This is a genomic window from Streptomyces sp. NPDC056987, from assembly GCF_042673865.1.
Classification (GTDB): domain Bacteria; phylum Actinomycetota; class Actinomycetes; order Streptomycetales; family Streptomycetaceae; genus Streptomyces.
The window spans coordinates 109,354-129,286 of the sequence record NZ_JBHURV010000025.1; the positions used below are offsets into that span (position 1 = coordinate 109,354).

17 protein-coding genes are annotated in these 19,933 nt (G+C 71.4%); 13 read left to right on the forward strand and 4 right to left on the reverse strand.

Annotation, left to right across the window (positions count from 1 at the left end):
* Positions 1-31 precede the first annotated feature (31 nt).
* The 10 genes from ACFTZC_RS26485 (at position 32) to ACFTZC_RS26530 (ending at position 8,939) form a co-directional block, all read left to right on the forward strand.
* Positions 32-985: a Rossmann-like and DUF2520 domain-containing protein gene (locus ACFTZC_RS26485; protein ID WP_382893799.1), complete on the forward strand. Its 954-nt coding sequence runs from the start codon at positions 32-34 to the stop codon at positions 983-985.
* A 188-nt stretch (positions 986-1,173) separates the two neighbouring features.
* Positions 1,174-2,298 carry a pantoate--beta-alanine ligase gene (panC, locus tag ACFTZC_RS26490; RefSeq protein WP_382893801.1) on the forward strand — a complete coding sequence of 375 codons (1,125 nt, stop codon included), beginning with the start codon at positions 1,174-1,176 and terminating at the stop codon, positions 2,296-2,298.
* On the forward strand, positions 2,295-4,220 hold the full coding sequence (locus tag ACFTZC_RS26495) for an L-aspartate oxidase (protein ID WP_382893803.1): 1,926 nt from the start codon (positions 2,295-2,297) through the stop codon (positions 4,218-4,220). Before panC ends, ACFTZC_RS26495 begins: the two co-directional genes overlap by 4 nt.
* Before the next feature lie 2 nt (positions 4,221-4,222).
* Positions 4,223-5,284 carry a carboxylating nicotinate-nucleotide diphosphorylase gene (gene nadC / locus ACFTZC_RS26500; RefSeq protein WP_382893805.1) on the forward strand — a complete coding sequence of 354 codons (1,062 nt, stop codon included), beginning with the start codon at positions 4,223-4,225 and terminating at the stop codon, positions 5,282-5,284.
* Positions 5,284-6,081 carry a type III pantothenate kinase gene (locus tag ACFTZC_RS26505; protein WP_365806125.1) on the forward strand — a complete coding sequence of 266 codons (798 nt, stop codon included), beginning with the start codon at positions 5,284-5,286 and terminating at the stop codon, positions 6,079-6,081. Before nadC ends, ACFTZC_RS26505 begins: the two co-directional genes overlap by 1 nt.
* A gap of 209 nt (positions 6,082-6,290) precedes the next feature.
* The gene (locus ACFTZC_RS26510) at positions 6,291-7,001 is read left to right on the forward strand and encodes a hypothetical protein (protein WP_382893866.1); all 711 of its coding nucleotides are present in this window, start codon (positions 6,291-6,293) and stop codon (positions 6,999-7,001) included.
* 14 nt (positions 7,002-7,015) lie between these two features.
* Positions 7,016-7,201, forward strand: a complete 186-nt coding sequence (locus ACFTZC_RS26515; RefSeq protein WP_365806124.1) for a hypothetical protein — start codon at positions 7,016-7,018, stop codon at positions 7,199-7,201.
* A 176-nt stretch (positions 7,202-7,377) separates the two neighbouring features.
* Positions 7,378-7,896, forward strand: a complete 519-nt coding sequence (locus tag ACFTZC_RS26520) for a BlaI/MecI/CopY family transcriptional regulator (protein ID WP_382893808.1) — start codon at positions 7,378-7,380, stop codon at positions 7,894-7,896.
* Between the two features lie 9 nt (positions 7,897-7,905).
* A complete protein-coding gene (locus tag ACFTZC_RS26525; RefSeq protein WP_365806120.1) occupies positions 7,906-8,460 on the forward strand; it encodes an amino-acid N-acetyltransferase in 555 nt (184 codons plus the stop codon).
* Between the two features lie 143 nt (positions 8,461-8,603).
* Positions 8,604-8,939 carry an Lsr2 family protein gene (locus ACFTZC_RS26530; protein ID WP_365806118.1) on the forward strand — a complete coding sequence of 112 codons (336 nt, stop codon included), beginning with the start codon at positions 8,604-8,606 and terminating at the stop codon, positions 8,937-8,939.
* On the opposite strand, the gene ACFTZC_RS26535 is transcribed toward ACFTZC_RS26530, so the two are convergent.
* Positions 8,918-9,673: an SCO3374 family protein gene (locus ACFTZC_RS26535; protein WP_382893811.1), complete on the reverse strand. Its 756-nt coding sequence runs from the start codon at positions 9,671-9,673 to the stop codon at positions 8,918-8,920. The genes ACFTZC_RS26530 and ACFTZC_RS26535 overlap by 22 nt on opposite strands.
* Positions 9,674-10,133: 460 nt before the next feature.
* Here ACFTZC_RS26535 and ACFTZC_RS26540 point away from each other — a divergent pair, with 460 nt between their 5' ends.
* On the forward strand, positions 10,134-12,656 hold the full coding sequence (locus ACFTZC_RS26540; RefSeq protein WP_365806116.1) for an ATP-dependent Clp protease ATP-binding subunit: 2,523 nt from the start codon (positions 10,134-10,136) through the stop codon (positions 12,654-12,656).
* A 106-nt stretch (positions 12,657-12,762) separates the two neighbouring features.
* On the opposite strand, the gene ACFTZC_RS26545 is transcribed toward ACFTZC_RS26540, so the two are convergent.
* Both ACFTZC_RS26545 and ACFTZC_RS26550 read right to left on the reverse strand, forming a co-directional pair.
* The gene (locus ACFTZC_RS26545; RefSeq protein ID WP_382893812.1) at positions 12,763-15,993 is read right to left on the reverse strand and encodes an NACHT domain-containing protein; all 3,231 of its coding nucleotides are present in this window, start codon (positions 15,991-15,993) and stop codon (positions 12,763-12,765) included.
* A complete protein-coding gene (locus ACFTZC_RS26550) occupies positions 15,990-16,373 on the reverse strand; it encodes a trypco2 family protein (protein WP_382893814.1) in 384 nt (127 codons plus the stop codon). The genes ACFTZC_RS26545 and ACFTZC_RS26550 overlap by 4 nt, the downstream gene beginning before the upstream one ends.
* Positions 16,374-16,736: 363 nt before the next feature.
* Here ACFTZC_RS26550 and ACFTZC_RS26555 point away from each other — a divergent pair, with 363 nt between their 5' ends.
* On the forward strand, positions 16,737-17,411 hold the full coding sequence (locus ACFTZC_RS26555; protein ID WP_382893816.1) for a M23 family metallopeptidase: 675 nt from the start codon (positions 16,737-16,739) through the stop codon (positions 17,409-17,411).
* A 65-nt stretch (positions 17,412-17,476) separates the two neighbouring features.
* Here the strand turns inward: ACFTZC_RS26555 and ACFTZC_RS26560 are convergent, their stop codons facing one another.
* Positions 17,477-18,058: a TetR/AcrR family transcriptional regulator gene (locus tag ACFTZC_RS26560; protein WP_382893818.1), complete on the reverse strand. Its 582-nt coding sequence runs from the start codon at positions 18,056-18,058 to the stop codon at positions 17,477-17,479.
* Between the two features lie 145 nt (positions 18,059-18,203).
* On the opposite strand from ACFTZC_RS26560, the gene ACFTZC_RS26565 reads away from it, so the two are divergent.
* Entirely contained in the window at positions 18,204-19,895 is a 1,692-nt protein-coding gene (locus ACFTZC_RS26565; RefSeq protein ID WP_382893820.1) for an MDR family MFS transporter, read from the forward strand.
* The last annotated feature ends 38 nt before the right edge of the window (positions 19,896-19,933 follow it).

The following is a 19,933-nucleotide window of genomic DNA, read 5'->3' on the forward strand; positions in this document are numbered from 1 at the left end:
CCCCCTGCGGACTGGAACGGAAGGCCCTCGCGTGAACGCATCAGCTCAAGAGTCCTTCGATCCCCGGGACCGCCCCGCCCGGCTCACGGTCGGTGTCGTCGGGGCGGGCCGCGTCGGACCGGCGCTCGCCGCGTCCCTCCAGCTCGCGGGGCACCGCCCGGTCGCCGTCTCGGGTGTCTCGGACGCCTCCGTACGGCGGGCGGGCGCCCTGCTCCCCGACGTCCCGCTGGTCACCCCGGCCGAGGTGCTGGCCCGCGCCGAGCTCGTCCTGCTGACCGTTCCCGACGACGCGCTGCCCGGGCTGGTCGAAGGGCTGGCCGAGACCGGTGCCGTACGGCCGGGACAGCTCCTCGTCCACACCTCGGGGCGGTACGGCACGCAGGTCCTCGACCCCGCGCTGCGGGCCGGCGCCCTGCCGCTGGCCCTGCACCCCGCGATGACCTTCACCGGCACCTCCGTGGACGTCCAGCGGCTGGCGGGCTGCTCGTTCGGGGTCACCGCGCCGGAGGAGCTGCGGCTGGCCGCCGAGGCGCTGGTCATCGAGATGGGCGGCGAGCCCGAGTGGATCGCGGAGGAGGCCCGTCCGCTCTACCACGCGGCCCTCGCCCTGGGCGCCAATCACCTGGTCACGCTGGTGGCGCAGGCCATGGAGCTGCTCCGCGCGGCCGGAGTCGCCGCCCCCGACCGGATGCTCGGGCCGCTGCTCGGCGCGGCCCTGGACAACGCGTTGCGCTCCGGCGACGCGGCCCTGACCGGACCCGTGGCGCGCGGCGACGCGGGCACGGTCGCCGCGCATGTCGCCGAGTTGCGCACGCACGCGCCCGGCGCCGTCGCGGGCTACCTCGCGATGGCCCGTACGACCGCGGACCGGGCGCTCGCGCACGGCCTGCTCAAGCCGGAGCTGGCGGAGGACCTGCTCGACGTGCTCGCGGGCGGCGAGAGCCTCGGGGACACCCGCGGCGGCGGCGCGGGAGGCACCCGATGAGCGTGATCAGCCCCGCCGGCCCGACGGCGGAAGAGCCCGCCCGAACGGAGAAGCCCGCCCGAACGGAGACCCCCGGCCGAACGGAGACCCCCGGCCGAACGGGAGAGCCCGCCCGAGCCGGAACGAGCGCCCGCGACGGAGAGCCCGCCCGAGCCGGGGAGACCAGTGAGACCGGAGAGACGGACCCCATGAGCACAGAGCCCGCGGGCACGGATCCCGCGCGCATGGATCCCGCGAGCACGGCCCCCAAGGGCCTCGAACTCGCCGCCACGCGCGCGGAACTCGACCGCGTCCTGGACCGCCGCGCCCCCGGCGCCCGGATCGGCGTCGTGTTGACGATGGGGGCGCTCCACGAAGGCCACGCGACGCTCGTACGGGCCGCCCGCACCCGGGTCGGCCCCCAGGGCCTGGTCGTGGTCACCGTCTTCGTCAACCCGCTCCAGTTCGGCGCGGGGGAGGACCTGGACCGCTATCCGCGCACCCTCGACGCCGATCTGAAGGTCGCGCGGGAGGCCGGCGCCGATGTCGTCCTCGCGCCGGGCGCCGACGAGGTCTACCCCGACGGCGCCCCCCAGATCACCCTCTCCGCGGGCCCCATGGGCGAGCACTTCGAAGGCGCCTCACGCCCCGGCCACTTCGACGGCATGCTCACCGTCGTCGCCAAGCTCCTCCACCTCACCCGCGCCGACGTCACCTTCTTCGGCCTCAAGGACGCCCAACAGCTCGCTCTGGTCCGCCGGATGGCCCGCGACCTGAACTTCCCGGTCGAGATCGTCGGCGTACCGACGGTCCGTGAGGACGACGGCCTCGCGCTCTCCAGCCGTAACCGCTACCTGTCCGTGGCCGAGCGCCGTACCGCACTGGCGCTCTCCCGGGCCCTGTTCGCCGCCCGCGACCGCCTCGCCGCCCAGCACGCGCTGCGCGCCCGCGCCGCGTCCGCCCCGGCGCCCGGCGCCCGCGCCGCCCGTCTCTCCGCCCTCGGCGAGGCCCGTCTCGCGGCCGACGCCCACGCGGTGGCCGCCGCCGGTACGCCGGGCACGCCGGATCCCGCCGGGACCGCGGCGGGCGGCCCCGGCGCACCGGGCCGGGGCTGCGGGGCCGACGCCGTGCGGGCCGCCGCCCGGGCCGTCCTCGACGAGGCGGCCCGCGCCGCGCCGCCGCTGGAGCTCGACTACGTCGCCCTCGTGGACCCCGCCGACTTCACCGAGGTCCCCGACGGCCACACCGGTGAGGCGGTCCTCGCCGTCGCCGCGAGGGTCGGCACCACCCGGCTGATCGACAACATCCCCCTGACCTTCGGAGCCCCCCAGTGACCGGACGCCCGACCGGAACCGGAATACGGCTGACCGCCCCCGCGCCCGGCTGGGCCGTCGACGCCGATGTGGTCGTGGTCGGCTCCGGCGTCGCCGGTCTCACCACGGCCCTGCGCTGCACCGCCGCCGGCCTCCGTACCGTCGTCGTCACCAAGGCCAGGCTGGACGACGGCTCCACGCGCTGGGCGCAGGGCGGCATAGCCGCCGCCCTCGGCGAGGGCGACACCCCCGAGCAGCATCTCGACGACACGCTCGTCGCCGGCGCCGGGCTCTGCGACGAGGAGGCGGTACGCACCCTGGTCACCGAGGGCCCGGCCGCCGTACGGCGCCTCATCGACACCGGCGCGCACTTCGACACCTCGGCCGAGGGCGCGCTCCACCTCACCCGCGAGGGCGGCCACCACCGCCGCCGTATCGCCCACGCGGGCGGCGACGCGACCGGCGCCGAGATCTCCCGCGCCCTGGTCGGGGCCGTCCGCGACGCCGCGCTCCGCACCGTGGAGAACGCGCTCGTTTTGGACCTCCTGACCGACGACCAGGGCCGTACGTCGGGCGTCACCCTCCATGTCATGGGCGAGGGGCAGCACGACGGCGTGGGCGCCGTCCACGCCCCCGCCGTGGTCCTCGCCACCGGCGGGATGGGGCAGGTCTTCTCCGCGACGACCAACCCCTCCGTCTCCACCGGCGACGGCGTGGCGCTGGCGCTGCGGGCCGGCGCCGAGGTCTCCGATCTGGAGTTCGTGCAGTTCCACCCGACGGTGCTGTTCCTCGGCGCCGGGGCCGAGGGCCAGCAGCCGCTGGTCTCGGAGGCGGTACGGGGCGAGGGCGCCCACCTCGTCGACGCCGACGGCGTCCGCTTCATGCTCGACCAGCACGAACTGGCGGAGCTGGCCCCCCGCGACATCGTCGCCAAGGCGATCATGCGCCGGATGCGGGAGCAGGGCGCCGAGCACATGTATCTCGACGCGCGGCACTTCGGCGCGGAGATGTGGGAGACCCGCTTCCCGACCATCCTCGCCGCCTGCCGCTCCCACGGGATCGACCCGGTGACGGAGCCGGTCCCGGTGGCCCCCGCCGCCCACTACGCCTCCGGGGGGATCCGTACGGACCTGCGCGGCCGTACGACGGTCCCGGGCCTGTACGCGAGCGGCGAGGCAGCCTGCACGGGGGTCCACGGAGCCAACCGGCTGGCCTCCAACTCCCTCCTGGAGGGCCTGGTCTTCGCGGAGCGCATCGCCGCCGACATCGCGGACGGCGTCGCCGGCGGCATGACGGCCGGGCCCGCGGCCGGCGGGGATCCGGCCCGGCGCGGGCCCGCCGAGCCCGCCGAGTCCGCCGCCGTCCCCGCCCTCCCCGTCGAACCGGCCGGCACACTCCATCTCCCGCTGATCGCCCCCGAGGCCCGCGCCGGCATCCAGCGCGTCATGTCCCGGGGCGCCGGAGTGCTCCGGTCGGCCGCGAGCCTCCGGGCCGCCGCGACGGCCCTGGAGGCCGTGTCCCAGCACGCGCTCAGCCCCGAGTCCGCCCCGGCCGCCGACCCGGCCGACGAGACCCCTGCCCAGACCCCCGGCGAGACCTCCGACGAGACCTCCGGCAAGGCCGCCGTCCCGGGCGTCGACGCCTGGGAGACGACGAACCTCCTCTGCGTCGCGCGGGTCCTGGTCGCCACCGCCCTGGCGCGCGAGGAGACCCGCGGCTGCCACTGGCGCGAGGACCACCCCGAGCGCGCCGACACCGACTGGCGTGCCCATCTCGTCGTCCGGCTCGACCCCGACCCCGACCGCGGCCCGGTGCTGCGCCGTACCCCGACCGCGGCCTTCCCGCCCGTCGACCCCCCGTACCTCCCCGCCGAACCTCCTTCCCACGTCGCCCCGGATTCCGACGTAGCCCCACGCCCAGCCAACGCCCCCAGGGAGCCGTAACCGTGAGCACGCCCGAAGTCAGTCCGCGCCCCGAGCCCGTGGACGTACCGCTCATCCAGATCGGCGCCCCCGCCGAGGCCACCACCGGCGGCTGCGGTGACCACTGCGGCTGCGGCGGCGAGGACGGATACGCCCTCGACGGCTCGGACGGCCTGGAGTGCGGTCTCGACCCCGCCCTCGCCCAGCTCCTCGCCGACGCCGGTCTCGACCCCGTCCAGGTCGAGGACATCGCCCATGTCGCGATAGAGGAGGACCTCGACCGCGGCGTGGACGTGACGACCGTCGCGACCGTCCCCGAGGACGCCGTCGCCACCGCCGACTTCACCGCCCGGGAGAGCGGCACGGTCGCCGGGCTGCACATCGCCGAGGCCGTCCTCTCCCTCGTCTGCACGGAGGAGTTCGAGGTCGAGCGGCACGTCCTGGACGGCGACCGCGTCGCCGCCGGCCAGAAGCTGCTCAGCGTCACCGCCCACACCCGCGACCTGCTCACCGCCGAGCGCAGCGCGCTCAACCTCCTCTGCCGCCTCTCCGGTATCGCGACCGCCACCCGCGCCTGGGCCGACGCGCTCGAAGGCACCGGCGCCAGGGTCCGCGACACCCGTAAGACCACCCCGGGGCTGCGCGCGCTGGAGAAGTACGCGGTGCGGTGCGGCGGTGGCGTCAACCACCGCATGTCGCTCTCCGACGCCGCCCTGGTGAAGGACAACCACGTCGTCGCGGCGGGCGGTGTCGCCGAGGCGTTCAAGGCCGTACGGGCCACCCTGGAGGAGAGGGGCACGCCCGACCTGCCCGTCGAGGTGGAGGTCGACACCCTGCACCAGGTACGGGAGGTCCTGGACGCGGGCGCCGATCTGATCCTCCTGGACAACTTCACCCCGGCCGAGACCGCCGAGGCCGTCTCCGTCGTCGCGGGCCGCGCCGTCCTGGAGTCCTCGGGACGGCTCACGCTCGGCAACGCGCGCGCCTACGCGGACACGGGCGTCGACTTCCTCGCGGTCGGCGCGCTGACGCACTCGTCCCCGATCCTCGACATCGGCCTGGACCTGCGCGAGGTCGGCGCCTGATGCTGCTCACCATCGACGTGGGCAACACCCACACCGTCCTCGGCCTGTTCGACGGCGAGGAGATCGTCGAGCACTGGCGCATCTCCACGGACGCCCGCCGCACCGCCGACGAACTCGCCGTCCTCCTCCAGGGCCTGATGGGCATGCACCCGCTCCTCGGCGAGGAACTGGGCGACGGCATCGAGGGCATCGCCATCTGCTCGACGGTCCCCTCCGTCCTGCACGAACTGCGCGAGGTGACCCGCCGCTACTACGGCGACGTGCCCGCCGTGCTCGTGGAGCCCGGCATCAAGACGGGCGTGCCGATCCTGATGGACAACCCGAAGGAGGTCGGCGCGGACCGCATCATCAACGCGGTCGCGGCGGTCGAGCTGTACGGCGGCCCCGCCATCGTCGTCGACTTCGGTACGGCGACGACCTTCGACGCGGTCAGCGTGCGCGGCGAGTACACGGGCGGGGTCATCGCCCCCGGCATCGAGATCTCGGTCGAGGCGCTCGGCGTCAAGGGCGCGCAGCTCCGCAAGATCGAGCTGGCCCGGCCGCGCAGCGTGATCGGCAAGAACACGGTCGAGGCGATGCAGTCGGGCATCCTGTACGGCTTCGCGGGCCAGGTCGACGGCGTGGTGTCGCGCATGGCGCGCGAGCTGTCCGACGACCCGGAAGAGGTGACGGTCATCGCGACCGGCGGCCTCGCGCCGATGGTCCTCGGTGAGGCGTCCGTGATCGACGAGCACGAGCCGTGGCTGACCCTGATCGGCCTGCGCCTGGTGTACGAACGCAACGTCTCCCGCATGTGACCCGGAGGGCGGTACGGCCGCCCTCGGGCCCGCCGTACCGCCCTCACGGGCCCGGAGGGCGGTACGGCGGGCCCGGAGAGGCCCCTCGCGCGGCCCGGCGACGCGCGTACCCCACTCCGGGCACGCCCGGAGTAGGGTATTAAGCGGATTTTGTCCCTTTGGCGCGTACTGTCGCCCCCATGCCCACGCCCTACGGATCCCGCGGCGGCATGGCCTTCGGCGCTGACGAGCTCTGTGTGCTCCGACGCGCCCTCGCCGCCGCCCTGCACCCCGCCCCGCTCCCGCGCGAAGACGCCCAGGACTGTCTGCGGCTCGCCGAGTCCGTGGACGAGGCGGTACGCGAGGCGGGGCGCATGCGGGCGTTCCTGGTCGCCGATCTGGCCCGGTACCGGCAGGCGCTCCCCGGCTCCGTCTCCGGCTATCTCGAACTGCTCCAGGACGCCCTGGCCACCGGCTACCCGCCGGGTCCCGACGACCTCGCCGCGCTGCGCGCCCTGCGGGGCAATCAGGCCGCCGCGGCCCTGCTCGACCACTGCCGACGGCTCGCCGAGCGCTCGGTGCGCGCCCGCTTCGCGGGGGTGGGCGCCCCTCGCCGTACGGTCCCGGCGGCTCCCGCGCCCCGCACCCGGCTGCTGGCGCTGCCCGGCGGCCGGGCGGCCGACGGACCGGCGCACCCCCGCGAACCCCGCGAACCCCGTAAACCCGCCAAGCCGGCCGAGCCCGGCAAGCCCGCGAAACCCGCCGAGCACCCCGGGCCCGCCAAGCCCGGCAAACCCGCCGAGCACCCCGAGCCCCGGCGCCCCGGCGAGCCCGCCGAACCGCGTCGCCCCGCGCCGGACAAGCCGATGCCCAAGCCGTCCGAGGTCTTTCCGCCGCGCCGCAGACCCGCGCCCCCGCCGGAACGGCTCGCCGCCGGATAGCTACTCTGGACGGCATGGACTACGTCTCCGCGCTGCTGCCCCCCGTGGTCATGGCCACGTTCTTCACCCTCCTGGTACGGACGATCGTCAAGAGCCAGGGCGGCCCCAACAAGGCCAAGGAGGACGCGGCGGTCGACGCGGCCCTGGCCCGCGCGGAAGCCGCCAGGACGGGCGCCGCCCCGGACGCCCGCGGCGCCTGAGCGACTTCCGGAGTCACCGGCCCCCGGGCTGCCGGCCTCCCGGGCCATCAGCCCCCGGCCACCTTCCGGGCCGCAGAATCCATCGCCTCGTCGGACGTACGATCGGAACCCGGTCGTACGTCCTTTTTGTCACGTCAATAACCGGCCATTCGGGCATCTCGTACTACGGTGGCCGGGTGCCCCGTCAATTGGGAGACCTGGAAGACGCCGTCATGACACGCGTCTGGCAATGGAACCGTCCGGTCACCGTCCGGGAAGTCCTCGAAGACCTTCAGCGGGAACGGTCCATCGCCTACACCACCGTCATGACCGTAATGGACAATCTCCATCAGAAGGGCTGGGTACGCCGGGAAGTGGACGGCCGTGCCTATCGATATACGGCGGTCTCCACCCGCGCCGCCTACGCGGCGGCACTGATGAACGAAGCCTGGTCGAAGAGTGACAACCCGGCCGCCGCCCTTGTCGCCTTCTTCGGCATGATGTCGGCCGCGCAGCGCCGGGCCCTTGAGGACGCCGTCCGTATGGTCCGTGTGGACAGCGCGGACGCGCCGGATGTCCCGGAGGCTCTCGCGGTCCCCGAAGGCGCCGAAGTCCCCGGAGCCCCCGCGGCTCCCGAAGCCCCGGAAGCGGGGCCGGAAGCGGGGGAGAGCCGGCCGGGAGAGGGCGGCGACGAGGGTTCCGGACCGGGGCGATAGCGTCCGGTCATGCCCTCAGTGCCTCCCGATACCGTGCCGCCCGTTCCCAATGCCGAAGCAAATGCCCTCACCGTACGGCGGGCCAGGACCAGGGACGTACCGGCGGTCCGGCGTCTCGTGGACGCTTACGTGAGCGAAGGCATCCTGCTCGACAAAGCGCCGGTGACGCTTTACGAGGACATCCAGGAGTTCTGGGTCGCGGAACGCGACGCGGACGCGACCGTCATCGGCTGCGGCGCCTTGCACGTGATGTGGGAAGACCTCGCCGAAGTGCGCACACTGGCCGTTGATCCTGCGGTCAAGGGGGTCGGTGCCGGACATCTTCTGCTGGACAAGTTGCTGGAGACGGCCCGCTGGCTCGGAGTGCGCCGGGTATTCTGCCTGACCTTCGAAGTCGAGTTCTTCGCGAAGCGGGGCTTCGTGGAGATCGGTGAGACGCCGGTCGGCCGAGATGTGTACCGAGAGCTGCTCCGTTCCTATGACGAGGGTGTTGCCGAGTTCCTCGGTCTCGAACGGGTGAAGCCGAACACCTTGGGCAACAGCCGGATGCTTCTGCATCTGTGATCGTCCGACTCCGCAGCGCTCTATGTCCGAATCGCGTACGTTTCCCGTCCTGTTGCGTCTGTGAACCTCTCCCGGGGGTTTGTGTTTTCCTGAGAAAAGCGGTTTCCTTTCCGCGTACTGCATTTTCGATGAAAGGAAATCCGGTGGCACAGAAGGTTCAGGTCCTTCTTGTCGATGACCTCGACGGCGGCGAGGCGGACGAGACCGTGACGTTCGCTCTGGACGGCAAGACCTACGAGATCGACCTCACCACGGCCAATGCGGACAAGCTGCGGGGTCTCCTCGATCCGTACACCAAGGGCGGCCGGCGTACCGGCGGCCGTGCCGCGGGCAGCCGTGGCAAGGGGCGCCTGGCGGCCGGTGGCAACAAGGACACCGCCGAAATCCGCAAGTGGGCGAAGGAGAACGGCTACAGCGTCAACGACCGCGGCCGTGTTCCCGCCGAGATCCGCGAGGCCTACGAGAAGGCCAACGGCTGAGTATTCGTACGGAACATATTTCCGCGCAGCAAGCGGGCCCGGTGGCACTCTGTGGCCGCCGCGTCCACGAGCCGTACGAGATCGGGGGCACCCCCACCACTGCCCCCGTTGCCGTCGCCCCGCCCGGAGAGGGTGAGAGCCGGCAGCGTCGGCTCCACCTCGCGTCCCGGCACGGGGGGCCGCAGCCATACGGCGGCCCCTTGCGCGGTGGCGCCGCCGGCCCGCCGCGGGGAAGCGGGGGACCGTACGGGCACGGTGACGCCCACGGGTGCGGCCGCGGGTGCCGCAACGGGCACGGTCGCGGGCAGGGCCATGGGTACGGCAGCCGGTGCGACGGCCGGTACGGGGGCGGTCATCAGTCCGCCCGCGCCGAGCGCCGCCAGCCCCAGGGCGATCCCGCCCCAGTCCAGCCAGTCGAGCAGGCCGGGCAACTCGTCCGCGCTCCCCTCGGCCACCAGCAGCCGCGTGAGGCCACCGCAGCCGCTGAGCGCCACCGGGCCGCACGCCGGGCCGATCCGCCGCAGCAGCGCGGCGCCCGCGTCGGCGGGCAGCTCCAGTACGTCGAAACGGACCCCGATAACCAGCCGCAGCGGCACCCCGGGCACACCGGGTACACCGGGCACCCTGGGCACCGTCGGCCATCCGAGCCCGTCCTCGTACCATTCCGCGTACCGCCGCGCGTCGCGGTCCTCACGGTCCTCGCGCCGCTCCGCGCACCGCTCTTCGGACGGCACGCGGGGAGGCGGAACAGTCGGAGCCATACTCCGGGCAACTCCCGACGCCCGCCCGGAGTTACGCTGAGTCGCACCCCTGTCGCTCACAGTCCCCGATCCGGGGGCGTGCGGGCGCGTTCAGGAGCGCAAGGGTGTTCGCCCGTAGCGGAGGGAACCGGGGTGCGCCGCATGGAGTGTCAGTGCTTGCGGGTAAGACATTCCTAGTGGGAAGGGGCGACACGCGGTTCAGGACGCCTCACGTTCGCCATCGGCGTAGTGATGCGTGGGGTATCTGCCTGGCCTGCGGGAACATCGTCTCGCACCATCGGGTTGAAGCTGTTGTCCGGCGTTCGGGGCTGGGAGCCTGGGACAGGTAGTCGGCAGTTGGAATGAGCGGTCCCCGCTTGCGGGACTAAGCTGCGGAAGGACAGGGAGGGGACCGACCCCTTTACTGCCTGACCGCTCTGAGGAGCGATTAACGATGTTCGAGAGGTTCACCGACCGCGCGCGGCGGGTTGTCGTCCTGGCTCAGGAAGAAGCCCGGATGCTCAACCACAACTACATCGGCACCGAGCACATCCTCCTGGGCCTTATCCACGAGGGTGAGGGTGTCGCCGCTAAGGCCCTGGAGAGCCTCGGGATTTCGCTCGAGGCGGTCCGCCAGCAGGTGGAGGAGATCATCGGCCAGGGCCAGCAGGCCCCGTCCGGGCACATCCCCTTCACCCCCCGTGCCAAGAAGGTCCTGGAGCTGTCGCTCCGCGAGGCCCTTCAGCTCGGCCACAACTACATCGGCACCGAGCACATCCTGCTCGGCCTGATCCGCGAGGGCGAGGGCGTCGCCGCCCAGGTCCTCGTGAAGCTGGGCGCCGATCTCAACCGGGTGCGGCAGCAGGTCATCCAGTTGCTCTCCGGCTACCAGGGCAAGGAGGCCGCCACAGCGGGCGGTCCTGCCGAGGGCACGCCCTCCACGTCCCTGGTCCTCGACCAGTTCGGCCGGAACCTCACCCAGGCCGCCCGCGAATCCAAGCTCGACCCGGTCATCGGGCGCGAGAAGGAGATCGAGCGGGTCATGCAGGTGCTGTCCCGCCGTACGAAGAACAACCCGGTCCTCATCGGTGAGCCCGGCGTCGGCAAGACGGCGGTCGTCGAGGGACTGGCCCAGGCCATCGTCAAGGGCGAGGTGCCCGAGACCCTCAAGGACAAGCACCTCTACACCCTCGACCTCGGCGCGCTCGTCGCCGGCTCCCGCTACCGCGGTGACTTCGAGGAGCGCCTGAAGAAGGTCCTGAAGGAGATCCGCACCCGCGGCGACATCATCCTGTTCATCGACGAGCTGCACACCCTGGTGGGTGCCGGCGCCGCCGAGGGCGCGATCGACGCCGCCAGCATCCTCAAGCCGATGCTGGCCCGCGGTGAGCTGCAGACCATCGGTGCGACGACGCTCGACGAGTACCGCAAGCACCTGGAGAAGGACGCGGCCCTGGAGCGCCGTTTCCAGCCGATCCAGGTCGCGGAGCCGTCGCTGCCGCACACGATCGAGATCCTGAAGGGGCTGCGCGACCGTTACGAGGCGCACCACCGCGTGTCCATCACGGACTCCGCGCTGGTCGCCGCCGCGACGCTCGCCGACCGCTACATCTCGGACCGCTTCCTGCCGGACAAGGCGATCGACCTGATCGACGAGGCCGGCTCCCGGATGCGTATCCGCCGGATGACCGCGCCGCCGGACCTCCGCGAGTTCGACGAGAAGATCGCCGGAGTCCGCCGCGACAAGGAGTCGGCCATCGACTCCCAGGACTTCGAGAAGGCCGCCTCTCTCCGGGACAAGGAGAAGCAGCTCCTCGCCGCGAAGACCAAGCGGGAGAAGGAGTGGAAGGCCGGCGACATGGACGTCGTCGCCGAGGTGGACGAAGAGCTGATCGCCGAGGTCCTGGCGACGGCCACGGGCATCCCGGTCTTCAAGCTCACGGAGGAGGAGTCCTCCCGGCTGCTCCGCATGGAGGACGAGCTCCACAAGCGCGTCATCGGCCAGAAGGACGCCATCAAGGCGCTCTCCCAGGCGATCCGCCGTACGCGAGCCGGCCTGAAGGACCCGAAGCGCCCCGGCGGCTCGTTCATCTTCGCCGGTCCGTCCGGTGTCGGTAAGACCGAGCTGTCCAAGACGCTCGCCGAATTCCTCTTCGGCGACGAGGACGCGCTGATCGCTCTCGACATGTCGGAGTTCAGCGAGAAGCACACGGTTTCCCGCCTCTTCGGTTCTCCCCCCGGATACGTGGGATACGAAGAGGGCGGCCAGCTCACCGAGAAGGTCCGCAGGAAGCCGTTCTCCGTCGTTCTCTTCGACGAGGTCGAGAAGGCCCACCCCGATATCTTCAATTCCCTTCTCCAGATCCTGGAGGACGGTCGCCTGACCGACTCCCAGGGCCGGGTCGTGGACTTCAAGAACACGGTCATCATCATGACGACCAACCTCGGGACGCGGGACATCTCGAAGGGCTTCAACCTGGGCTTCGCGGCGCAGGGCGACACGAAGACGAACTACGAGCGGATGAAGAACAAGGTCAACGAAGAGCTGAAGCAGCACTTCCGGCCCGAGTTCCTCAACCGTGTCGACGACACGGTCGTCTTCCACCAGCTCACCGAGGAAGACATCATCCAGATCGTCGACCTGATGGTGCACAAGGTGGACGAGCGTCTCAAGGACCGCGACATGGGCCTCGAACTGAGCCCGAGCGCCAAGTCGCTTCTCGCGAAGAAGGGCTACGACCCGGTCCTGGGCGCCCGGCCGCTGCGCCGGACGATCCAGCGGGAGATCGAGGACATCCTCTCCGAGAAGATCCTCTTCGGTGAGCTGCGCCCCGGTCACATCGTGGTCGTGGACACGGAGGGCGAGGGTGACACGAAGAAGTTCACCTTCCGCGGCGAGGAGAAGTCCCCGCTGCCGGACGTCCCCCCGATCGAGCAGGCGGCGGGCGGCGGCCCGAACCTGACGAAGGAGGCGTGACGTCGCGGATACCGCGTGCGTGACGCTGCTGGGCTGAGCGCCTGAGCGCTTGAAGGGGCTGCCCCGGACCGTTTCCTACGGGTCCGGGGCAGCCCCTTTTCGCGGCCTAGGCTTCTATGGTCAGGCGGTCGCCGAAGGGCTCGGTGCCGAGGAGGGTGGGCAGGCTGCCGGGCCACTTGGCCGAGACGGTGATCCGCAGCCCGGGGAGACCGTGCAGGGGCGTCAGATCCAGGTCTTCGCTCTCCGGGACCAGGGAGCTGAGGGTGAGCTCCGTGAGGGAGGGGAATGCCTCGGCGACATGTTCCAGCCCGGCGTAGTCGGATCCGATGTGCAGGTCCAGGCTGGTGATCTGCGGTGCCGGAGTGGTGGTGCCGCGTCTGCCGTGGACCAGCCAGGTGCAGGAATCGAGATGCAACGTCAGGGCGCGGAGTGCGGGCCACAGCCTCAGCGTGGAGAGATCGATCCGCTTGCCGCACAGGACGTCGAGGACGACCACGCCGGGGTGGGCACGGGGCAGACTGCTGGTGGAAAGCGTGCTCGGGTACTCGAGAAGCAGTGCGGCGAGTTCGGGGATATGTCTGATCGGCGCCAGTTGCGCCTGGGTGACGCCGTCCAGGCTCAGGTTGAGCAGCTCGATGTGTGTCTTCTTGAGCGAGGAGAATTTGGTGAGCGCCGGGTTGTAGAGGGCGGACAGTTCTTTCAGGAGCGGCAGCCGGTGGACGAACGCCAGATCGGTCAGCGTGGTGTTCTTCGAGATGGACAGATGGCGGACCTCCACTTCGGCCAGATGACAGGTCAGTTGAAGTTCCGAGAAGTCACCTTGGAGCATCAGGGTGCCGAAGGGGGCGAGCCCTCTGAGCATGCGCAGTTGGTCGACGCTGTCCACCAGGACGGCCTCCTCCGCGAGCGGAATGCCGGCGAGCACTTCACGGGCGTACGCCTCCACGGGGAAGTTTCCCCAGCCCTCCACGAGTACCCTCCGAGCTGCCCGGCTCCCACGCCGGGCGAGCTGTTTCGCGTAGGGAGTGGCATCGGCGCCTCCGATGTGGCACAGAAGGCCAGCCATGCGCACGACCCCGTCAGAGTTCAGCTGGGACGGTGCAGGGAGGAGGGGCAGTACGTACTTCCCGAGCGATGCCACCGCCTCCACCTCCGCGCTGTTCTCGGGCGGGAACAGTGTGCGGATACGGGCGGCGACCGACTGACCGACGATTTCGTCGACCACGACCGTGCCGAGGAGGCAGCGGGCCGCGAGTGTGTACAGGGTCACGCGCTCCGTCCGGTCCGTGGTGTCTGCCCCGTTCTTCAGTAACCCCTCGATCAGCTCGCGGACTTCCTGGGGGCGGCAGTGGCCCACCGCCAGCCGGACGGTGTCCTGCCACTGCTCGTTGTGGGCGTTCCGGAGCAACTCCGGGAGCGAGCCGCCCTCCACGAAGGCGCGGGCCGCCAAATAGTCCTGGAACGTGCGGTGGATGAACTGGATCTCGTCGTCGCCGCGTTCCTGGAGCAGGCCACTTCGGTTGAGCAGATGCGTCAGGACCCTTGCCGCCGACCCCTGCTTGCCGACCTGCGGCAGCCGTCGCATCGCCACACTGATCTGCCGCTCCGCCACCTCGCGGGAGAGTTGCGCCTGTCCGGCCCGTACCAGCCAGACCGCGAGGGACTGCAACAGCTCCTGATGCTCCTCGAAGCCCATCGTGATGCCGTCCGGGTCCGCGATGCCGCGCTGCCTGTCCCGGGTGCCGAGCAGCATCGCGAGCGTGGAGCGGTAGAGCTCCCAGCGGGTGTCCGGCAGCAGGCCGCCCCTGCGGCGGTGCAGGGCGCAGATGACGGCACAGAGCAACGGGGTCTGGGCGAGGGTGCGCAGGGCGCCGTTCTGCCTGAACTGGGCCCGCAGCTCGGTCTCCAGCGTGGCCAGTTCGGCACGCTCCGCCTTGGCGCGCCCCTCGTCCGCGTAGGTGTCGCATTCGAGGCGTGCGGCCCGGTGCCAGGCCACGACGAACGCCTGGATGTCCTCACGGCGCATCGGGAGGAGCTGTAGCTCGTCGAATCTCTCGGAGCGCAGCCACTCCTCCTCGACGGCGAGCGGGCGGACCGTGGCCAGGCAGCGCGTGTTCGGATACAGGTCGAGCAGTTCGTTCAGCCAGACCCGGGTGTTCTCGCGTTCGTCGGGAGGTACCTCGTCCACGCCGTCGACCAGGAGGAAGCCCCGCCCGGACTCCAGTACCCGCTGCGCCCAGCCCGGGGGCGCGTCGTCCGCCAGGATCTGGGCCACGGAGGGGAGTTGTGCGGGTACGGGCAGCCCGTTGCCCCGGGCGTGCACCGCGCGCAGGGGGACGACGAACGGCACCAGGCCGTTGAGGTCGGTCAGTTCGGGGCCCAGAGTGCCGCAGGCCGCGTGGGCCGCGAGCCACCAGACCAGGGTGGTCTTGCCCGCACCCGCCTCGCCGCGCAGGAGCGTCCGGGGGCGGCCCGCCAGAAGGCTGTCGATACGGCTCGGCTGGACCGGGGGCGGCCGGTGCGGCTCCAGCCTGTCCAGGCCGCCCGGCCGCTCCCGCCCGCCCGCCTCCAGGCTCAGATACGCCGTGTCCAGGTCCCAGGTCGACTCATTCGTGCCCAGCTCGTCGATGCCGAAGATCCGGGTCTTGCGGTAGCGCGCCCTGACGGCTTTCGCGTACCCCTTCTCGAAGCGTTCGTCCTGCGGGTGGACATCGGCCAGCGGCGCGATCCGGAACGTGTCACGGACGGGGACGCCCGCCTCCAGGATCTGGATCATCGGCACGCCCTTCACCCGCAGGTGGTCGCGGCCCCGGGGCACCTCGGTGACGATGCCGAGGAGCACCGCCCCCGCGAAGACCGGGGAGCCGGAGAGGCCCTGGAGAGGGGTGGTGTGGTCGGCGCGTTCCGCCGCCGCCGGGTGGGCCAGTTCGCAGACCAGGGCCGAACGGAGCGTGCCCGCCGCCGGGAGGACCGTCGCGCGGTACTGGTCCAGCTCCAGGGCGCCGTCCGCCCCGTACCGCTGGATGTCCGGGAAGCCGATGATCTCGCAGTGGGGCAGGGGCGCCTCCGTGGCGAGTACGCCGACGCGGAGGCGGCCGAGCGGGGCCGCCGCCTCCGGGGCGAGGATGTCGTGGTCGGTGACGAGCAGGGCCGCGTCCAGGACGTCGTCCCGCCACTGGACCTCGGCGGTGACGGTGCCCGCCCGGCCGGGGTGAGCGATCGCCGGCCTGTCCGTGTCGCCGACCACATGCGCGGCGGTCAGCACGGAGCGCGGGGTGAGCAGGACGCCCGACCCTTGCAGCTCCCCGAGGACCGCGACGACCCGGGTGACGCTCACCGCGCGCCGCCGCCGAAGCCCGACGTGCTGCCGTGGTCCTCGTTGCCGACCTTCCAGGGCGCGCCGGTGCGGGCGTTGCGGGGCTTCAGGGTGAAGGCGACCTTGTGGGTGTGGCCCGAGGCGCGGGAGGCGTCCGCGCCGGCCTCGACCACCCATGCCTTGACCTTCGCGCCGCCCTTGACCTCCTTGCGCAGTTCCAGGGTGAACTCCATCTGGATGTCGCCGACCTCGAAGGCGACGGGGGCGCCGGCGGCGCGGGTGGCGGCGTCGAGGAGCTGGTCGCGTACGGACTGGATCGCGTCTGCCAGTTCGATGCCGTCGAAGTCGTGGTCGTGGTCGCGCCCGTGGTCGTCGGGGCGGGCGTGGGCCGGTGCGGTCATGGTGGTCCCCCGTGGGCGAAGTCCTGTTCGTGGAAGCTTCCGAGACTAGGGGGCGCCCCGGGCCTTTGGTCCCGAAACGGACAGTCTTCCTGCCCGGTGGCCGTGACAAGGCGCACAGGCGTTTCCGGCGCTACTAGCCGGAATAGTGCGCGGGGCCCGCGGTCGACGGGGAGCCACGGGTCTGTGGTGGCTGTGTGGCGGGCGGGACCTGCGGGGCGTCAAGAGGCTGAGGGCCGGAGGGCAGCGCTACGACGGAATGTCGTAGATGGGGTGTTTTGGGATGTGGGTGGGTCCGGGTTACCAAGGTGTGGCCAGCCCGGCGCGTGTGTGCCGGGTCCGTTCATGCCTGGAGGTTCATCCCGTATGTCGCAGCGCAACCTGTCCCGCCTGGCCCGCCCGTCCGCCCTTCGTACCCGTGCCGGCGTTCTGGCTGCCGGACTCGGAGTGACGATGGTGGCCGGAACCGGGGCCGCGTTCGCCGCGACCGGTGGTCACGCCGCCCCGGAGAGCTCCTCGGCCTCGGTCGTGAGCTCGGCCGCCGTCCATCACCAGGCCGCCGTGCAGGCCAAGGCCGCCGACACCGCGCAGAGCAAGGCCGCGGCCGCCGCCAAGCAGGCCGCCTCCTGGACCGACCCCGTCAAGAAGTACACGCTGAGCGCGAAGTTCGGCCGCGGTGGCTCGATGTGGGCGCACAAGCACTCCGGCCAGGACTTCGCCGTGCCGGTCGGTACCGCCGTCCACGCCGCCCACACGGGCACCGTGGTCAAGGCCGGCCCCTACGGCGCCGGTGACGGCCCCGCGTACGGCAACGCGATCGTGATCAAGCACAAGAACGGTACGTACTCGCAGTACGCGCACCTGTCGAAGATCGACGTGCGGATCGGCCAGCCGGTCACGACGGGTCAGAAGATCGCCCTGTCCGGCAACACCGGTAACTCCAGTGGTCCGCACCTGCACTTCGAGATCCGTACGACCCCGAACTACGGCTCGGCCGTCGACCCGGTGCCCTTCCTGCGCTCCGTCGGCGTCAAGGTGTGACACCGGGCGTAGGCGTCACGGTGTGACGCCCGGGCACCGGGGGTGACCCCGCACGGGGCCGCGTCTCAGGACGCGGCCCCGTGGTGTGCTTTGGTGATCAGTTCGACGGAGACCTCCAGGATGGCCTCGCGCTTCTCCTCGGGGTCTCCTTCGACGTCCTTGAGGGCGAGCATCCCGGCGTGCATGGTGAAGAGCGCGCTCACGCACCGGACCTGGTCGGTCATGGACGCGTCGGGGTCTCTGAGCAGGTCGAGCAGGCCCATCATGCGGCCCTTGAAGTTCTCGCCGATGCTGAGTTCGCGTACGGTCGCCTGGTTCTCCTGCATGAAGCGGAACATCGGCGCCGCGCTCGTAAGGGCCGCGCCGTAGCGGCGCAGGATCTCCTGCTTGTTCTCCAGCGTCTTCGGGTGCTCGCGGCCCCAGGCGACCAGTTCGTCGACCGGGCGGGTCAGGTCCTGGAAGAGGCTGACCAGGATGTCTTCCTTGGTCTTGAAGTGGTAGTAGAGCGCCGCCTTCGTGACGTCCAGCCGCTCGGCGATCTCCCGCAGCGAGGTCTTCTCGTACCCCTGTTCCGCGAACAGCTCCAGCGCGACGTCCTGGATGCGCTGGCGGGTGTTCCCGCGCCGCGGGTGCTGCGTGCTGCCCATGGGTGCTCTCCCAAATAACTTACTTGACGCCCGGCAAGTAGAGGTCTACCTTACCGCAGTGTAGTCAGCTAGCCGGGCGGCAAGTAAGGGCCCGCGGCGGCATGTGCATCAGGCATCAGGGCGTACCAGGGGAACGGTGGGGACGATGAGTTCGAGCGGGAAAAAGCCGGGGAAGGCCGCGGACGCGGCACCAGGGGCGGGCGACGCCCCGGGGGACGCGGGGTCCATAGCGACCGCCGGGTCCCCAGCGACTGAGGTAGGGACCGCGAAGGCGGCCGAAGCGCAGGACGGGGGGCGGCAGCCGCGCAGCGTGCGCGTCGTCCTGCTGGCGCTGATGATCGCGATGCTGCTCGCCATGCTGGACAACATGATCATCGGCACCGCGATGCCGACCATCGTCGGCGAGCTGGGCGGCCTCGCGCACCTCTCCTGGGTCGTCACCGCCTACACCCTCGCCACCGCCGCGTCCACGCCGATCTGGGGCAAGCTCGGCGACCTCTACGGACGCAAGGGCGTCTTCCTCACCTCGATCGTCGTCTTCCTGATCGGCTCCGTGCTCAGCGGCATGGCCCAGGACATGGGCCAGCTCATCGGCTTCCGGGCCGTCCAGGGGCTCGGCGCGGGCGGTCTGATGGTCGGCGTCATGGCCATCATCGGTGACCTCATCCCGCCCCGGGAGCGCGGCAAGTACCAGGGCATGATGGCCGGTGTCATGGCCCTCGCCATGATCGGCGGACCGCTGGTCGGCGGTACGATCACCGACCACCTCGGCTGGCGCTGGAGCTTCTACATCAACCTGCCGCTGGGCGCCGTGGCGCTCGCGATGATCACCGCCGTACTCCACCTGCCCGCCAAGGACCGGTCGAAGAAGGTCAAGATCGACTACCTCGGCGCCGGGCTGCTGACCGTCGGCATCACCTCGATCGTGCTGGTCACCACCTGGGGCGGTACGGAGTACGCGTGGACCTCCTCGATGATCCTGCTGCTGATCTTCATCGGGGTCGCCGCGCTCGTCGGGTTCGTCGCCGTCCAGACCAGGGCCCCCGAGCCGATCATGCCGCTGCACATCTTCCGGAACCGCAACTTCACGATCATGTCCGTCGTCGGCTTCCTGACCGGCTTCGTGATGTTCGGCGCGGTGCTCTTCCTCCCGCTCTACCAGCAGGCCGTGCAGGGCGCCTCCGCCACCAACTCCGGGCTGCTGCTCCTGCCGATGCTGCTCTCGATGATGGTCGTCTCGCTCGTCGCGGGGCGGATCACCACCAGCACCGGCAAGTACAAGATCTTCCCGATCGTCGGCGGCGGCCTGATGGTCGCCGGGCTCTTCCTCCTCGCGCGGATGGACACGGACACCACGCGGCTGACCTCGGGCCTCTACATGGCGGTGCTCGGCGCCGGCATGGGCTTCCTGATGCAGATCACCATGCTCGTCGCGCAGAACAGCGTCGAGATGAAGGACATGGGCGTCGGCTCGTCCACCACCACGCTCTTCCGCACGCTCGGCGGCTCCTTCGGCGCCGCGATCATGGGCGCGCTCTTCACCAGCAAGGTCCAGGACGAGATGGCGGCCCGCGTGGGCTCCGGCGGTGCCGGTGCCACGCAGCAGTCCGCGCAGCTCGACGCCGCGAGCCTGGCGAAGCTGCCGGACGTGGTGCGCGAGGCGTACCAGCAGGCGGTCTCCGCCGGTACGCACTCGGCGTTCATGCTCGGCGCGAGCATCGCGGTGATCGGATTCGCGGCGGCGTTCTTCGTCCGCGAGGTGCCGCTGCGGGGCGCCGGGCCGCAGGGGCCCGCCGAGGCCCAGGCGGTGGACGGCAAGGTCCCGCAGGCCGCCTGACCTGCCCGCTTCCCTCGCCTCCGGCCCTGTCCCGCACC

Coding starts and splice junctions, on each gene's coding strand:
- ACFTZC_RS26550 (WP_382893814.1), bottom strand. CDS start 16,373: ATGACCGCACCGGCCCACGCCCGCCCCGACGACCACGGGCGCGACCAC.
- ACFTZC_RS26565 (WP_382893820.1), top strand. CDS start 18,204: ATGAGTTCGAGCGGGAAAAAGCCGGGGAAGGCCGCGGACGCGGCACCA.
- panC (WP_382893801.1), top strand. CDS start 1,174: ATGAGCACAGAGCCCGCGGGCACGGATCCCGCGCGCATGGATCCCGCG.
- ACFTZC_RS26510 (WP_382893866.1), top strand. CDS start 6,291: ATGGCCTTCGGCGCTGACGAGCTCTGTGTGCTCCGACGCGCCCTCGCC.
- ACFTZC_RS26560 (WP_382893818.1), bottom strand. CDS start 18,058: ATGGGCAGCACGCAGCACCCGCGGCGCGGGAACACCCGCCAGCGCATC.
- ACFTZC_RS26555 (WP_382893816.1), top strand. CDS start 16,737: ATGTCGCAGCGCAACCTGTCCCGCCTGGCCCGCCCGTCCGCCCTTCGT.
- ACFTZC_RS26515 (WP_365806124.1), top strand. CDS start 7,016: ATGGACTACGTCTCCGCGCTGCTGCCCCCCGTGGTCATGGCCACGTTC.
- ACFTZC_RS26505 (WP_365806125.1), top strand. CDS start 5,284: ATGCTGCTCACCATCGACGTGGGCAACACCCACACCGTCCTCGGCCTG.
- ACFTZC_RS26525 (WP_365806120.1), top strand. CDS start 7,906: ATGCCCTCAGTGCCTCCCGATACCGTGCCGCCCGTTCCCAATGCCGAA.
- ACFTZC_RS26540 (WP_365806116.1), top strand. CDS start 10,134: ATGTTCGAGAGGTTCACCGACCGCGCGCGGCGGGTTGTCGTCCTGGCT.